Below are 15,983 nucleotides of genomic sequence, written 5' to 3' on the forward strand. Positions count from 1 at the left end.
CGGATTACCTTCGTTCTACTACTTTCATCAAAATTAACGAGATAGCGAATAGAAAAATTAAAGGTATAAATAGCATCATCATCGACATCACATCTGGACCGGGAGAGAGTGCGGCTGAAGCAACTGCAAGTCCCATTAATGCTTCTCTCCAATGTGCAATCAAAAACGACGACTTTAAGATTCCTATTGCGCCGAGTAAAACAAGTACAACCGGTAGCTGAAAGGCCAATCCGAATATTAGGTGAATGTTAAAAAATACATCATAATATTCGTCGATCGGTAACTTTGTTTCTATGTCCAAGGGTCTCAACGCCACCAGGAAGATTCTCAAAAGATTCTCAAAAGCTTGAGTCCAGCAAAGCCAAATACCTAACCAGAATAAGGCGGTCGAGAATAGAATGAGTACCTTTCCTAGCTTTTCTGTTTTTGGTTCGAATGCCGGAGAAACGAATCCCCAAAGATAATACAGTGTAAAAGGAAAACTAAACAGAACGGACAACATAAAGCTGGTCCTTAGATAGACCATGAATGGAGCCATTAACTTGATTTGGTAGAATGTAGCGTTTGGTCCGAGTACGTTTTTGTAGGGTTTAGAGAAAATCTTGTGAACCTCTTCTCCGAAAAACAGAGAAGCCACGAAAAATATGGAGAATACGATCAACGTCCGTATTAGCGCCATCCGCAAATCCTCGAGATGCTCTCCCAAGGTCATGAATTTTTCTCTATCGTTGGATGGCACTGCTTCTGGTGCCGGGGAAGGTGTATTTACGGAAAGGACTTTCGGCTTAGTTTTTTTTACTGCCATTCTGTAGAGTAAGAATGTCCGCTCTTAAAATGCTTCGTTTATAATGGTTTTATGAAGTAGATTTCGGCAATTCCGCAGATCAGGCCGATTTTTTGCCTTTCGACTTTTTCGTAGGTTCCGGTTCTTTTTCCGTTAGTTTTGGAGGCTGATCGTCCGGTTCGCCCGAAATCGACTTACGAAAAGAGCGAATTCCGTCTCCTAAATCCTTTGCGAGAGAGGGAAGACGCTTGCCTCCAAAAAGCAGGAGAGCTAAAAACAGAATAATGACGATTTCCGGCCATCCCAGGTTCACAAATGCCAGTGGTGAGTACATTCGAAGATCCTCCTTTGTTAGGATTTCCGGTCCTTTTTATCTGTCAAATAGATAGTAGGTAAATACCGATAATTCTAAGGGAGTCCCTTTCGAGCGAAATAAGGACTAAGTCAGAGAGCAAAAATGAGAGTAGAACCAGGCCCGTTAGAGGCAGTTTACGCGGTTCCGGTTGTGATGCCGCAAGGATCCGAACCGACCATCGAAAATCCCGAACATTCTACAAGGGAAGAAGAGTCGGTCCACTCTGACTATATGTACGCTCTATCCACGGGAAGCCTTATCAATATTCAGGTATGATGGAATGGCCTTAACGAAAGAACAGAAACAGGAATTTCAGGAGAAACTTGTAGATTTCAGAAACTTTTTGGAAGACCTAAAGAAAGAAACGAATCTGCTAAAATCCCAGTCCAGAAAAGAACCCAAAATGGAGCCATATTTTAATATTGCTCTTTCCGTAAATTCGATTAAGAATATCAACACTTGCTTGCTCATCAATGAAATCTCTGTGTCGATTTTGGATTTAAAATCGGATACGTATCTAAACCAGGGCAGGAAAGAAATTTATAGCGCGATCTCGTATATGGAAAAAGTGGTCGGAGTAGATTACGAATCAGGTTTGGCTGAGAATAAGGATCTTCTTTTGAAAATCCAAGAGTTTAATCCGATCCAGAGATTGAACTTTGTAAAAGGGCTCAGATTGAGCACGAATAACACGATCGAGGCTTTTGGCGCGAATTCAAAATGGAAATGGAGTTTTCCGGAAATTCATTTTAAGATCGCGATTTTAAGTAAAAATCTTTTCGACTTCCGCGCTTTCGAAAAAGAAAGAGATTTAGAAAATCCATACTTTTACCCTAGACAAGAACACTACAATTTGGTCTTGGAACTATGTAACCATGCCGCTCAGGAATATCGGGCTAAATTCGATTTATCCACTCAGGACGCGAGCGACCTAAAGAAATCCATTGTTCTTTTAGAGGTAAACAGGAAAATTTTACAAACCACAGGTGAAACCGAAGACTTAGGCAAAACGAAGACTTTGATCGAATCTTTAAAGGAAAAAGTAGAATTGATCGAAGCCGAGAAAGAGAAGAAGAAAAAGAAAAAATAGACCTTGTTTATCTGTTATAAAGACTGGAGAAAAGGAGTTAGAGTAAAGAATGGCACTGCCAGAAATTAACGATTCAAATTTTACTACTGAAATATCTAACGGGATGGTCCTGGTAGATTGTTGGGCAGAATGGTGCGGACCTTGCAGAATGGTTTCCCCAGTATTGGAGGAGCTTTCCGGAGAAATGAAGGAAGTCCTACAAATTAAGAAACTCAATGTGGACGATAATCAAGACACTGCTCAAAAGCTTGGCATTCAATCTTTACCTACGCTGCTCTTATTTAAGGAAGGTCAGTTGGTCGATAAGATTATAGGAGCCCTACCTAAGGCGCAAATTCGGAATTTTATAGAAAGACACAAATAAATCGGGACGGCTAGTGCCGTACGGAAATTGTATATGCTAAAAGAGCAAACTAAGGGTTATGTAGAACTACCGAGAGGTGGATATCTTGTAGAGACCAGCCAAGGTTACTTTCAAATTGGATCTCCGCCTGAAACTATTAAGGATACGATGGCGGAGAAAAGAACTCCTCTCGTATTCATTCTACCGAATAAATTCTTTCACGTAGAAAAAGGAATTAGCACCGCCGAGCTAGAATTTCCGATTTACTTTAACTTCTTTTTGCGCCAGAAAAAGACCACCATCATCTGTACTTCCGAACAGAAAGATCAGTTATTGACGGTACTTAAGGAATCCTTAATGGGTCCCGAGGAAATCAACTTGGAGTCTGAATATCTTTCCGGAGCGGAAGCTTATGGCTTCCCCGATATGAAGGCGGAGATGAATTACTTTAGGAGCTACAAAGGTCTCGATGATGTAGTAGATTTTAAAGTATTCAATGGTTCTAATGAAGTTTCCATCGGGGACGTAGTCATTCACAAGCTACCTTCAGGAGATTTTTCCATTCGGGACGGCTCTAAGAGAACCGAGATCCCAGGAGAAGTAGGCTTTAATATCAAGTTCGATATCGGACAAAGGCTGGAGGAACCGTTCCAAGCACCTTTATTGGGAATTACTTGTTTGGGACCTTCTCACGGATTTGATCCTGAGGATAACACTTCCGGATTTATTATCTGGTTGAATCACCAAGGAATCATGGTGGATCCTCCGGTAAACTCTACAGAATGGCTCAGGGATTCGAACGTAAATCCAAAACTGATCAATCACGTCATCTTGACCCACTGCCACGCTGATCATGACGCGGGTACATTCCAGAAAATCCTAGAGGAAAACAAGATCACAATCCATGCGACCGCGACAGTCATGGAAAGTTTTCTTAGAAAATACTCCGCGCTTACCAAGATTCCGAAGAAAGAACTTTTAGAATTGTTTCACTTTCAGCCAATAATTATTGGCAAGCCGGTGATGATCAATGGAGGTGAATTCAATTTTCATTATGCACTCCATTCCATTCCGTCCGTAGGATTTGAGTTCTTTTTTCAGGACCAATCCTTTGTGTACACATCGGACCATTTGAACGAACCGGAAATCCATGACAAAATGTACAAGGGTGGTTTTTTGCCCGAATCTCGCTGGAAGTTTTTAAAAGAATTTCCCTGGGATAGAAGGATCATATATCACGAAGCTGGAATTCCTCCGTTACACACTAGAATTAGTTATTTGGCGAGCCTGCCTGCAGAAATTCAGGACAAGATCACTGTATATCATATCGCGAAAAAGGATATGCCTTCGGGTACTCGTTTGAAACTGGCTAAGTTCGGGATAGAAAATACAGTATATCCCGAAATTACTCCTCCAAGGCATATCGAAGCTTACAATCTTTTAGATATATTAAGTCAAATTGATATATTTAGCGGCTTTCCGATCGAAAAAGCGAAAGAGTTTTTGCTGATGGTTCGTGAGGAAAAATACAAACGCGGCGATCAGATTATCAAAAAAGGTACGTTAGGCGATAAATTCTATATTATTGCGTCCGGGAACGTCAAATTTGAAGGATTAGAAGGAAGTTCCGAATTGGTGCCTATAAAAAGGTACGGACAATACGAATATTTCGGAGAAGCTTCTTTGGTACTAGATTTGCCTAGGGCTGCCGATGTATTCGCAGAAACGGATGTTCTTGCGCTCACTATCGAAAAGAATAAGTTCCTACAATTTATCCGGAATACGGACCTTAGGCAGAATTTAATACGCTTAAACAGCATTCGGGATAGTAATTCCTGGAAAACGTTAATCGAATCCCGACATTTTAAAGGGCTGACAAGCCATCAAGTCACCCAGTTGGAAATGATCATGAGGCTTTCTAGAGTGAACGCAGGTTCAGTATTGGTGAAGGAAAAAGCATTTTACGACGAGGCATATATTATCCGTGATGGAAAAGTAAGCGTTTATCAGGGAGGCAAAAAACTGGCCGAACTGAGTGACGGCGATTTTGTCGGAGAGATTTACGTGATCTCTAAAAAACTGGCTTCGAATTATACGTTTACTGCAGAAACGGAAACCGAATTGTATTCCATCTCTCAAAACGAGCTTATCCAGTACATCAAGAAAAATCCCGGCGTTTACATGAGAATGAATACCGTGTATTAAACGACGGAGGTCGATTCATGGACAGAGTCCTGCAATTTACGGAAGAACACGAAACCTTTCGTGGTGTCGCAAAGAAATTTTTCGAAACAGAAGTTGCTCCATTTCACCACGATTGGGAAAAAGTCGGAATGGTTCCTCGGGAACTTTGGAAAAAGGCGGGGGATACGGGCTTGCTTTGTCCGGATATTCCGGAGGAATATGGTGGCTCGGGAGCGGATTTTCTATATAATATAGTTGTAATAGAAGAATCCTCTAAAGTAGGAAACAGCGGATTCTTTATCTCTCTGCACAACGATGTGATCGCACCTTACATTAGTGCGTATTCCAACGACGAGCAAAAAAAGAGATGGCTCCCTGGGTGTTGTTCCGGTGAAAATATTCTCGCGGTTGCAATGACAGAACCGGGAGCCGGATCCGACCTGAAAAATATCCGTACGACTGCGGTCGACAAAGGTGATTATTTTCTAGTAAACGGTCAAAAAACTTTCATTTCTAACGGACAGCTTGCAAATCTAGTGATCACAGCTGTTAAACATGATAATGGGACCATTTCTCTCTTGATGATAGAGGAAGGAATGAAAGGTTTCGAAAGAGGAAGAAATCTTGAGAAGATGGGTTTGAAGGCCCAAGATACTTCTGAACTTTATTTTCACGAAGTAAAGGTTCCGAAAGAGAATGTAATAGGGAAAACCGGCCAAGGATTTAGATATTTAATGCAAAAACTTGCGCAAGAGCGTTTGGTCCTGGCTGTTGCAGCTGTGGAAAGTACTGCTCTTGTTCACAAAATGACATTACAATATATTAAAGAAAGACAAGCTTTCGGCAAAAAGATCGGAACCTTCCAGCACATAAAATTTCAAATGGCGGAAATGGTTACTGAATTAGAGATGTGCCGCACATTCGTCGATAAGGTTGTGATCGAATTGATGAAAGGAAAAAAAGTGACTGTCGAAGCATCCATGGCGAAATATTACGCGACAGAAATGCAAAAAAGACATACGGATCTTTGCCTTCAGTTTTTCGGTGGCTACGGTTATATGATGGAATATCCGATCGCTAGAGCATATTTAGATGCCAGAATTCAGACCATTTATGCCGGAACGACCGAGATTATGAAAGAAATTATTGGCAGTAGTTTAGGTCTCTGAAAGAACCTGGACAATGCCATCGTCTAAGGATAGGATGGACGTGATGGCTCTCCATAAGAATTTTACAAAGCGGTACTTGTCAAGTGCCGCTGTGCTCATAGGAACATTACTGGCGTATGTTGCTCCAGGGCAACTCGAAGCTCAAATTTTTTGTACTCCTCCGGCAAGTGGCCCCTCGGTTTGTTCTGTAATTCCTGCAAATGTTAAAAACGATTTCAACGGATTGGAAGAGGCTATTCGTACTCAGTACTTAAACGAAGTTACCAAGTCGATGGCGGAAGCTTCTGTATTATCGAATATTAATGCCTCTATGATGGGACCTGGAATTGTAAATCGTTTTCAAGTAGGTGCTGGGATCAGTATCTCGGGTGTACAGAACGACGATATCACAGTAAAATATAAAGATACGAATATTCCGAAGTTTCCAAATGTAGGATTTTCTCTGAACCCTTCCTTTATGGCAGCAGTCAATTTAGGTTGGCTAACCGCGCAAGGCCAGTCAGACCAGGAAGATTCTAAAAGATCCTTTTTGCATAGACTTAGCTTGTACGTGCACGGATTCCAATCCGATTTGAATTCCGGAGATCTAAGGGCACTCACTAGACAGTCTTCCAAGGACATAGATTTACTAGGTAATATCAATTCATTCGGTGCCACATTGAGGTTCCAGCTCATTCGGGAAAGGTACACGAAGGCGGATTTGTTCGGATTCACTGGATTAAGCTTAGGGATAGGTTTTCACAGAAAGTGGGAAGAGTTAAACTTGATTTACCATCCAGGTTCTGCGACAAGCATTAGCTTCGGAAATGCCGCGGGAAAATGGGATGGAGACGTGAATTTTGGCTACCGCTCTTATGTTCAATCGGTTCCTGTTGATATCAGAACTGGGTTCCGCGCGCTTTATGTTCTTACCGTCTTTGCCGGGTTAGGCGTTAGCAACAACACTGGCAATACCAAAATCCATTTAGAAAGAACCGGTCCGTTGTATCTGACGGTGGATCCGGCGGCTTACAATCTCCCTCCTCAGCTCATACAAATGTATTCAGGCGGTGCGAGCGGTACTCTTACCATTCGAACTAACGGCTCTGCTGAAGTAAGGAGCCAGACTTCCTACATTCTGGGCGGGATAGAGTTGAACCTTTTTGCCTTTAAGCTTCTCGTCGAAGCCATGGCCTCTGAAAAAGTTTATTCAGGTAATATTGGCGTAAAATTCGCTCTTTAACAATTTCACAAAGTTTTTTTCCTAAAAAGTATTTCCAGGCACGTGTTTTGCAGTTTTAATGTAAGCATGCTTGCTTGCCTGGATAATTGCATTTGCTGCGTATTTGTTCAGCATTCCGCATAAAAGAGGATTTAAAATGATACAAACCCCTGATAAACCTCTTCATATTTCCTGTATTCCCAGGGGGAACTCATATGCCCTAAAAGTAAATATCTCTAAGAACGAAGTAGGGATTATCTACCGAGTCACGGCAGTGCTGTATGTCAGAGGCTGGAATATAGAAGAAGCCATCGCGGAAACGTCTCAGGACGGTTATATTCAAGACATCTTTATCGTTCGAAGGGTAGACGGGTCTGATATGACCGATGCTGATTTAGAGAATATCTATTCGGATTTGAAGGAATTATTTTACGGAGGTTTATCCGTAATGAACTATCTCAGTCGCTATCCCGAAAAAACCGAAGGATTGAGATCCAGAACCGGTGAGACTCCAGAGATATTCTTGTTCAATTCTGATATCAGCGATTCGACTGTGATGGATCTTCGGATGAAAGATCGTTTGGGGATTATATTCGAAATTTCTCAAATATTCTTTCTCTTCGGAGTAGATATTCTGTCTTTCAAGGCGGTTACGGAGTCCGGTCAAGTAAGAGATACATTTTTACTTAGAATGGAAAACGGTTCTAAGCTAGACGAAAAGAGTCTTTTTCCCAAATTGAAAGACGCATTGCTTTCTGTTTTGTAGATGAATTAGTGATTCGTCTTGCCGTGTAACGGCTGTTTGATGAAACCAAACAGTACCAAAAAGAATACGCTCAAAATTCCTGACACAAAAAAGGACTTTTCTGGTCCTTCTTGGGAGTAGATTAAGCAAAACGCGATAGGAGCGATTCCTCTTCCCAAAGAAGCTAAACTGCGAAAAATGCCCAAATTCTTCCCTTGGTCTTGAGGAAGTGAAAAAAGAGAAACGATCGTGGAAAGAGCAGGGTGCAAGAGCGCACTTCCAGTAGCTAAGAAAGTAAGAGCCAAAAATAGATAAAAATGAGAGTTTCCTACAGAAAGCAGGAAGAATCCGATTATGAGCAGAATCCCCGCAAAAATGCCGATCTTTTTCTCCGGAACTTTTCCAGACAGTTTTCGAACCACTCCACCTTGAACGAGTACGATGATCATACCTATGTAGACGAAGGTGTATCCAATTGACTTGGGACTAAATCCTAAGAACTGGTTGAGGTAAAAGTTGAGAGAAAATTCAAAACCGGAAAAGGCGAAAACGAACAAAAAGTACAATAGACTCGCGCTTAACACTTCTCTGGAACCAATATCAAGAACTCCTAATATTGGATGCAGCCTTCCTTCCGGTTTTTTTCTGATTCCGATTGGTAGAGTTTCGTGAAAATAGAAAAATACGAGGAGCAAATTCAGCAGCGCAACGCCGAATGCAGCTAATGCAACAGATGGAAAGATCGTCATACTTTCCCAGGGAATAAATGGCAAAAAGCCAGAAGGATTCGTATGTGCCAAGATCCCTCCGATAGATGGACCTGCGATGAATCCAAGGCCGATTCCGGCGCCGATCATTCCCATTCCTTTTGCCCGATTTTTTTCATCCGTGGTGTCGGCCATTGCTGCGGTCGCGACGGAAATATTTCCACCCATTAATCCTGTAATGATTCTGGATAATACGAATAAAGAAAAACTTCCGGACAGTAACCAGACAAAGTATCCGATCAAACTTCCGGTGCATGTAAAGACTAAGACAGGTCTACGTCCGACGCGATCGGAAAGTTTTCCCCAGATCGGAGCAAACAGAAATTGCAAAATCGAGTATAAGCTAGCAACGATCCCACCGAAAAGTGCAACGAATAGTTTCCAGTCAGTTTCTCCCCGAGTCAGAAGAGTAGAAGTCCAGCTCGTGAAAAGATCCAGAATTGGATCTCCTGCTTGCGCTAGAAAATGAGATAGAGTTTCAGGGAAAATGGGGAAGATGAGGGAGAACCCCATCATGTCGATCAGTACAGTTAAGACTAGAATAAAAGTCTGTTTCCTCATGGGCGGTCGGCGATCCAATTGCTTCGCCTAGTATCTGAATCGGGCTTTGTTTGTCCCGAAATTTTCTGCCGCCCAGAGGGAACCGAAGCTAAGGTTTCTTCGTTAATTTTTTTAATTCGTCTAATGCGCTCTTTGCCTTTGCCTTCAGATCGGGAGGAACCATTTCTTCCACTTGAACAGAAATTTTCTGAAAATTGTCCTTCAGTTGTTGGTACACTGCTTGGCTTCCTTCGCTAGCTGTATGCAATTTAGATTGAGCATCTGCAACCGTTTTTTGTACCAAATCTCTCAAGCGATTTGCTTGTTCCGATTGATCCAATGCTCCTTTTGCTTTTAGCTCATCGTACACCTTTTCCACATCGTGCAAGGTTTGTTTGAGCTTTCCTTCACCAGATTGAAATAGCGCGATTCCTGCGTTTAATAAATCCATTACTGCCTTTTCCATAGCTCGCCTCCTTTGAATTGGGTTTCCAACCCTAACTCTTGGTTGGAATTCCTACAAGCGAAATCGAAGAATTTCTATTCTTAGAATTGGAATTAGGAGGGATTTTCTAACAGCTTTCGGATTTGGTCTCTGATTTTAGCGGCCGTCTCGTAATCTTCGGCTTTTAATGCGTTGTCTAGAGAATCCTGAAGAATTTCCAGTTGTGATTTAGGAAGCTGGGAGATTTTTTCTTTTCCGATGGTCTCTCCAGGAATCTCATCGTCCTTCATTACGATTCCAGCTTCCTCGATTACTTTTTTGGCCAAGAAAATTGGAGCGCTTGCTCTTAGAGCTAGGGCAATGGAATCGCTCGGACGAGCATCCAGCACGATCAACTCTTCATCCTTTCGCAAGGTGATTTTTGCGTAGAAAGTATTATCGATGATTTCTTCGATCGCAATTTTTACAATTTGGATTCCCAAAGTAGTCAAGAGGATCGTCATTAAATCATGGGTCATTGGGCGAGGAGGTTTCGTTCCTTCTAATACTGAGGTGATCGAATGAGTTTCCAGAGGACCTATAAAGATCGGCACCACCCTTTGATCAGAATCGTCTTTCGCTTTTAAGAAAACTGCAAATCCGACGTTTGTCAGGGAGATATTGTATATTGTCGCTTCGATTAGATCCATTCCTAGTTTTCGAGACTATAGTTGGTTTCCCGAAATGTCAAGTATTCTAACCCTCAGATTCAATCCTTGTCCAAATCGCGGATCCAAGTGTCTACTTCTGCGCACATTTCTCTGACGGTTGGCATGTGAAATACGATACCCAGGTGACCCTGCTCGTAGGAAATAATTCGATTTTTTTCCTGCGGAAGTGCTGCTAGATCTTTGCGAATCGTCTCGCTCGGAACTACTTTATCGAGAGATCCTAGAATGGAAAATATCGGAATCTTCAGATTTTTTTGAAGCGCGGTATAGTCTAAGCTTCCATCGTACGAAAGAAAGGAATGATCTTGGCTGAGCTGAGATTTTAGGAATTGCAAAACCACTTTCGTCGATTCCTCGCAAAAAATATCTTCGATCAGCAAATACCATTCCGGTGGAGAGATTTGTTTGTAACCTACGAAGTCCCTCAAGTTTACGACCTTGGTCTGCAGGTCAAAAGACATCCCTCTTAAAGAGGAATGCATTCCCAATAAAAATTTGAAGAATTTGTTCAGATCCACGGTAGGCAAAGTGGTCTGCAGAGAAAAGGAAGTCAGGTCAAAGAGAAAATCGGAAATCATCTTGGAGGGCAGAAGTTTCAATCCGGTCTTCAGAACATTCAGCCCTGGAATTTGCGCCTGAAGTCGAATAAAGTTCGGCGAAGTGATCGATACAATTCCTGATATAAGTCCTTCTGGTTTTGGGAGTGGAACTTTGGAGTTAGGTTTTCTACGTACGATCTCTTCGTATGCAGAGCAGTAAAATCTTGGGATCATTCCACCCATACTGTGGCCGATGACTACTAGTTCCTCGTTGGGGAAATTTTCAGAGATCCAAGAAAGGACTGCAGGAAAATCTTCCTGGATAAAATCGTCGACAGTCCAACCTTCTCGGATTCCCAGAAAAGGTAGGGTTCTTCTGGATCTTCCTCTCATATCCATGGAAAAGACTCTGTATCCATGTCTCAGGGCCAATTCTCGAGCGACTCGGTCCATGACGGATCTGCGACAGAAGAATCCAGGAATGATAAGCAGATTTTTCTTAGTGTCGTTCTTCTCCTTGGGCTCCATTCGCTTCAAGCTAACCGAAAACCCATCGCCGGAAGGTATAAGATAGCTCGCATCCAATCGATAGGAACGATCGTAAGTATGTGAATCGAATACGATCGTGGTCACTGGCTCGCTTTGTCCAAAGCCCCTCGTATAAAAAAGATGCTTTGCGCGAGAAAACAAATCCGCCTTTTCAATGTTTTTTCTCGCATAGTAAGGATCTCCCTTATCATCCATTTCCCGAGAAATTACGAAATCGATCACATCATACAGCGAAAATAGCTGCTGCCTGACTTCTTCCTCTTGCACTTCGCTCATATTATCCCGTCGGATTCCCCAGAGCATTCCGATCGGAACTCCTTTTACAAAAAGAGGAATTCCCGCAGCGTAGTTCATTGTCTTTGTAAGAAGTTGCTTTAGATTCGGGTGAAGCCTTTCGTCATGAAGACTGTGAAAATACACTTCTGGTCTGGATTTTTTTTCCACCGAAATGATCGCTTCTCTTAGGTATTTTGCAGAAACGTTATCAGGATCTGATATTGAAATCGGAAGCGTCTTACGAATAAAATCTTCAATCGATTCTAGTCCGATTCGATCCGTGACTTCCTTCATTTTAAAATGAGTAGAAGAAGCAACTATCTTGAGATTCTTGGATTGGATTGCTTCGAAAACTGCATACTGAAAGATCGGTTTTCCATTGGGAAAAGTCATAGCGACCATTTTGTTCACGAAGGAATTCCACACTTTCATGAGGAATAGATTCGTAGACTCGGGGATCGGAAAAATGTAAATATCATCCGCCGCTACGGTATAGGCATTTGCTTTTCTTTTGGACTTGGACACTGGTTTTCGTGTAGCAACTTGATCCATAGAATAAGTTTTTAAAGTGCTCTGTTCCGTGGCAATACGGATTCATTCGATTCTTTGAAACGAAAATTGGAAATAAAAATCAATTTCTAGCACTCCAGTATTATTCGCGGACCAACTAAACGCTGCTAATTGAATTAGAATCTCCTAATCAAAACTTGGAAATCCATTTGTAGGAGCTCCTACACGGATTTGGCAGAAAAATTTGGTTGCCGAAAAAGGAAATTTGTGAAACTGAGCTGGGGTACCACCGCTGCCGCTCCGGCCCCCTCCCAAATCGGGTGGGGCTTTCCAGTAAAAAGTACCGCCGGGCAACGCCGGGCAAGCTGATCTCAAGGGGCCCAGAAGGACTTGCCGTTACGCAGTCCGACTTCGTGTCGAACTGGGCTCCACGGCGTCTTTCTCAGTCCATCCATGGACTCGGTCCGCGATTGCTTACGCTCCCTATGGGTCGCTGCAATCGCTTTCGCTCGAAAGCTTCAAGTCCTTTGAAATTGTTACTAGGAAGGAAATATTTTGGGCCCAGAAGGACTTGAACCGGCAACCCGGAGATTGTGTTCTGCGGCACAGAACAATGAGAAATGAAATATTTTGGGCCCAGAAGGACTTGAACCTTCGACCCGCAGATTATGAGTCTGCCGCTCTAACCAACTGAGCTATAGGCCCGACAGTTCCAGTTTTTTCGGAAGGCGATCGGATTCAAGCGTAAATCCCATTCTCGGCTAAGGTTTCACGTAGCGATTCGGAACGCCAAACCAATCTTCTAGATTCTTTTGGTCTGGAAAAAAGCTTACATACACCGAATAGGCAAAGGATTGATTCTGGAGTAAAAAGAAGAATATTTTGAGAGGGTTTCCGCCAGAAAGATCCGATTTTTCCCATCTGAAAATTTCTATTCCTTGAACAGAAAATTGTTCGGGCGCTTTGCCTGGAAATACTTCTGCCAAAGATTTTTTTGCAGATTCGAATTCTCCCGTTCTATCTAGTTTTCGCCAAACAACTAACCAACTCCTGCCTTTTAACGGGACGGCTCTCCAACGATTTCTGGATTCAGATCGAACTAGCGAGTTTTCTGGAAAAGAGATTTGAAAGAAATCTTTTTGGAAGGTCTCTTCCAGATGATATACTTTTTGGTCCGGATCCAACGGAACGGAGGTCAAGGGAAAAGCAAAAAGAAGGATCCAAAAAATAGAAGGAGAAAACAAAAGGAAACTTCTGATCAAAATAAGATCTCTTCCAATATCAATTCTTTGTATTCCTTCAGCTGAAAAATCGGAATGGAGTATTTCTCTTTTCGATCGGCGAGGTTGTCTTGACCCTTTTTCTTTAGTCTTCGCACGACTCCGTTTTCGAAAACAAACACCCCTAAATACTCTCCGGAGACTAAATAAGGAGCTCCTCCAGAAAGTCTGGAAACATATTTTCTGTATCTCCGATCAAACTTGTTTTCTCTATACTGATAATAAACAGTGTGACCATTCCAATCATAAAAGATCGCATAGTTTCCTTCTAACCCTTGGAAAAATAACCTTTGCTTATCCGGAAAATCTGGAGTGGATTCCGAAAGACCCATTTTGATATCTAAGGTTCTGGCCTCTTCCAAGGAAATGGTTCCGCGATAAGTACTTTCAATCGAGTCTGCATTCAAATTCGAAAGAAGATTCGGAGTCGCAAAGGAAATTGCGAGAAAAAAGCTAAGAAAAATAAGAATAGAATGAATTCCTAATATACGTTGGAGTAAAGGAATTTTCCCTAAGTTTTCGAACCACCAGAACCGATTGTCTGAGAAACTTCTCATTTCTCTGTTTGGGCGCTCAGGTCAGGGACCCTCCAGCTCCTCCGATTCTTCGTCTGCAAACGGTACTGGATTTTTGCCTTGTTTTTTGGGTTCCTGCGTAGATTTGGAAGGCTTCTTTTCTGGTTCTTTCTTTTTTGCAGATTCAGGAGTGGATGTACCAGAATCTGTTTTTTGAGTAGATGTTTGAGTTTTAGAATCTGGATTCGCCTTGGATTCAGAAGGCTTGGACTCCGGTGTTATTTTGGAATCTTTGCTAGATTTCGAATCAGTTTCAAAAGGCGAGGACTTTGATTCTGTCTTTCCATCGGTTTTTGGTTCTAAGACTGGCTGGTCCGGCTTCTTGGGTTCCGATTTTGACTGCGTCTCAGTCGGAGAAGAATCAGACTTTTCTTCAGTTCCGGAATCTTTTTCCGGGGCTAATTTCTTCCGAAGTTGATCCAAGGCAGTTTGCGCAGCTCTCTTTACTTTTTCGCTGGGATCTCTTTGCGCCTTGTATTCCAAGATTTCTATGACTGCAGGATCTTCCGTATCGGCTAGATGTTTGATCGCGCGCAATCTTACTACCGCATCATCGTCCCGAGCAAATGAATACAGTTCTTCCACGATATCCTTATCTCCTAGCGAGACAAGAGCAGTAATGATATGAATCTTTAAGGGTTGGTAATCCTGGATATCATTCTTAGATTTTAAATTCCGAACCTTATCCAACAATTCGCGCATCGGTGGAATTGCGTCCTTTGACTTCATCTTTCCTAGCGCGTTCACTGAAAACGCGCGCAACCCGATTGGTTCCTTTTCATCTTTGAAAGTATTGATCAAAACTGATTCCATCGGCCTGTACTTTACTTTTCCGAAATAAAGAGCCATCTGAGCACGAAGTTCCGAATCATTAAACTTTTCCGGGAATCGATCCGCCAAAAATTCGGAGGATTCCTTTGCCTCTGGAAAGTCGCTCAGTGCTTCCAAAAGAGCGGTGGTGAAATTGGAGTTTTTAGTGAAGTCCTGTGTTTTCAGCAATTCTGTGAGAGCAGAAACCGCAGAATGGAGCTTCAATTTCTTGATCGCGAAAATTGCTTCCCTTTGCACATCTTGCTGATCGTATTTCAGTAAAGAGATAATCTCTTTCTCGAACTTTTTTAGGCCTAAATGATTGCATGCGCGAATCGCATAAATCTTCATCGCCCATTCTGGATCTTTCGTTAAGATGGATCCGACCTGGTCGTACAATTCTCCGGATTCTTCTTTCGGAAAATCCTCTAATTCCCTAAGTGCAATCGCTCTTTCTTTGGTAGTTCCGTATTTTAAGATTTGAAGTAGTACTTCTTTCTTTTTTTTGATCTGTTCTACGGTGAATTTGGGTTTCGGTAAATCTTTGGGTGCGCTCTGTGTTTCGTAGGAAATCCAAAACAAGCAGAGGATTAGAAGTACACTTCTAATTCTCTGCTTCTTGTTGCAGCTTTCTATTTTCTTGTTCGAGTTCCTTAATTTTGCGATTGAGTTCATTGATGATATGTTGGTTCTCCAAGTTCTGACGAAACTTTTCGATCAGGGATTGTATGTCCCTTGATAATTCCTCTATATTCCAGGGTTTCTCCACATAGCGACTCAGGCCACCGAAATTAATCGCGTGAATCGCAGAGTCCAACCCCGCTTGGCCTGTGAGCAGAATCTTGATAGAGTCTGGAGACTTTTTGTGCACCTTCTCTAAGAACTCTGCTCCCTTCATTCCAGGCATTACCTGGTCGGTAATGATCACTTCGATGACAAATCCAGAAGTTTGGATTTCGTCTATCAAAGCCAGAGCCTCTTCCGCGCTTCGGGCAGTTTCTATTTCATGAGTCTTTCCGAATTCGTTATGGAGTTGCTCTTGAAGGGTTTCCAGTACCGATACTTCATCATCGACACAAATTATATAACCTTTATTCATAATCCTGAACCT

At 42.3% G+C, this 15,983-nt stretch carries 17 protein-coding genes and 1 tRNA gene; 7 read left to right on the forward strand and 11 right to left on the reverse strand.

The genetic code is table 11. The features are described from left to right. Positions 1 to 4: 4 nt before the first annotated feature. On the reverse strand, positions 5 to 805 hold the full coding sequence (tatC, locus tag CH373_RS09770; RefSeq protein ID WP_100713412.1) for a twin-arginine translocase subunit TatC: 801 nt from the start codon (positions 803 to 805) through the stop codon (positions 5 to 7). A 79-nt stretch (positions 806 to 884) separates the two neighbouring features. Next, complete coding sequence (locus CH373_RS09775; protein WP_100713413.1) at positions 885 to 1,118, reverse strand: Sec-independent protein translocase subunit TatA/TatB; 234 nt, start codon at positions 1,116 to 1,118, stop codon at positions 885 to 887. 123 nt (positions 1,119 to 1,241) lie between these two features. On the opposite strand from CH373_RS09775, the gene CH373_RS18645 reads away from it, so the two are divergent. From CH373_RS18645 to CH373_RS09805, 7 genes are all read left to right on the forward strand, one after another. After that, on the forward strand, positions 1,242 to 1,415 hold the full coding sequence (locus CH373_RS18645) for a hypothetical protein (protein ID WP_165778811.1): 174 nt from the start codon (positions 1,242 to 1,244) through the stop codon (positions 1,413 to 1,415). Between the two features lie 4 nt (positions 1,416 to 1,419). Next, positions 1,420 to 2,229 carry a hypothetical protein gene (locus tag CH373_RS09780; RefSeq protein ID WP_100713414.1) on the forward strand — a complete coding sequence of 270 codons (810 nt, stop codon included), beginning with the start codon at positions 1,420 to 1,422 and terminating at the stop codon, positions 2,227 to 2,229. Between the two features lie 49 nt (positions 2,230 to 2,278). Beyond that, on the forward strand, positions 2,279 to 2,593 hold the full coding sequence (gene trxA, locus CH373_RS09785; protein WP_100713415.1) for a thioredoxin: 315 nt from the start codon (positions 2,279 to 2,281) through the stop codon (positions 2,591 to 2,593). 33 nt (positions 2,594 to 2,626) lie between these two features. Then, positions 2,627 to 4,777, forward strand: coding sequence for a cAMP/cGMP-dependent 3',5'-cyclic-AMP/GMP phosphodiesterase (locus CH373_RS09790; RefSeq protein ID WP_100713416.1), 2,151 nt, complete (start codon positions 2,627 to 2,629; stop codon positions 4,775 to 4,777). Positions 4,778 to 4,794: 17 nt separating this feature from the next. Next, the gene (locus CH373_RS09795; protein WP_100713417.1) at positions 4,795 to 5,925 is read left to right on the forward strand and encodes an acyl-CoA dehydrogenase family protein; all 1,131 of its coding nucleotides are present in this window, start codon (positions 4,795 to 4,797) and stop codon (positions 5,923 to 5,925) included. Positions 5,926 to 5,959: 34 nt separating this feature from the next. Next, a complete protein-coding gene (locus tag CH373_RS09800) occupies positions 5,960 to 7,147 on the forward strand; it encodes an Lsa36 family surface (lipo)protein (RefSeq protein WP_100713418.1) in 1,188 nt (395 codons plus the stop codon). A 136-nt stretch (positions 7,148 to 7,283) separates the two neighbouring features. Further along, entirely contained in the window at positions 7,284 to 7,892 is a 609-nt protein-coding gene (locus CH373_RS09805) for a hypothetical protein (RefSeq protein ID WP_100713513.1), read from the forward strand. Between the two features lie 5 nt (positions 7,893 to 7,897). Here the strand turns inward: CH373_RS09805 and CH373_RS09810 are convergent, their stop codons facing one another. From CH373_RS09810 to CH373_RS09850, 9 genes are all read right to left on the reverse strand, one after another. Beyond that, positions 7,898 to 9,199 carry an MFS transporter gene (locus CH373_RS09810; protein ID WP_100713419.1) on the reverse strand — a complete coding sequence of 434 codons (1,302 nt, stop codon included), beginning with the start codon at positions 9,197 to 9,199 and terminating at the stop codon, positions 7,898 to 7,900. Positions 9,200 to 9,287: 88 nt separating this feature from the next. Next, a complete protein-coding gene (locus tag CH373_RS09815; RefSeq protein ID WP_100713420.1) occupies positions 9,288 to 9,644 on the reverse strand; it encodes a phasin-related domain-containing protein in 357 nt (118 codons plus the stop codon). A 92-nt stretch (positions 9,645 to 9,736) separates the two neighbouring features. Continuing rightward, positions 9,737 to 10,312 (reverse strand): bifunctional nuclease domain-containing protein, encoded by a 576-nt coding sequence (locus CH373_RS09820; RefSeq protein WP_100713421.1) that lies wholly within the window; start codon positions 10,310 to 10,312, stop codon positions 9,737 to 9,739. A gap of 59 nt (positions 10,313 to 10,371) precedes the next feature. Further along, positions 10,372 to 12,249, reverse strand: a complete 1,878-nt coding sequence (locus CH373_RS09825) for an alpha/beta hydrolase (RefSeq protein ID WP_100713422.1) — start codon at positions 12,247 to 12,249, stop codon at positions 10,372 to 10,374. A 589-nt stretch (positions 12,250 to 12,838) separates the two neighbouring features. Continuing rightward, a tRNA-Ile gene (locus tag CH373_RS09830) sits at positions 12,839 to 12,912 on the reverse strand. 56 nt (positions 12,913 to 12,968) lie between these two features. Next, the gene (locus CH373_RS09835; protein ID WP_243393342.1) at positions 12,969 to 13,469 is read right to left on the reverse strand and encodes a hypothetical protein; all 501 of its coding nucleotides are present in this window, start codon (positions 13,467 to 13,469) and stop codon (positions 12,969 to 12,971) included. Beyond that, the gene (locus CH373_RS09840) at positions 13,466 to 14,044 is read right to left on the reverse strand and encodes an LIC_11959 family protein (RefSeq protein ID WP_243393343.1); all 579 of its coding nucleotides are present in this window, start codon (positions 14,042 to 14,044) and stop codon (positions 13,466 to 13,468) included. The genes CH373_RS09835 and CH373_RS09840 overlap by 4 nt, the downstream gene beginning before the upstream one ends. A gap of 21 nt (positions 14,045 to 14,065) precedes the next feature. After that, positions 14,066 to 15,547, reverse strand: coding sequence for a HEAT repeat domain-containing protein (locus tag CH373_RS09845; RefSeq protein WP_100713423.1), 1,482 nt, complete (start codon positions 15,545 to 15,547; stop codon positions 14,066 to 14,068). After that, the gene (locus tag CH373_RS09850; RefSeq protein WP_100713424.1) at positions 15,477 to 15,971 is read right to left on the reverse strand and encodes a response regulator; all 495 of its coding nucleotides are present in this window, start codon (positions 15,969 to 15,971) and stop codon (positions 15,477 to 15,479) included. The genes CH373_RS09845 and CH373_RS09850 overlap by 71 nt, the downstream gene beginning before the upstream one ends. Positions 15,972 to 15,983: the final 12 nt, after the last annotated feature.

Origin of the sequence: Leptospira perolatii, assembly GCF_002811875.1 — a bacterium.
Lineage (GTDB): Bacteria > Spirochaetota > Leptospiria > Leptospirales > Leptospiraceae > Leptospira_B > Leptospira_B perolatii.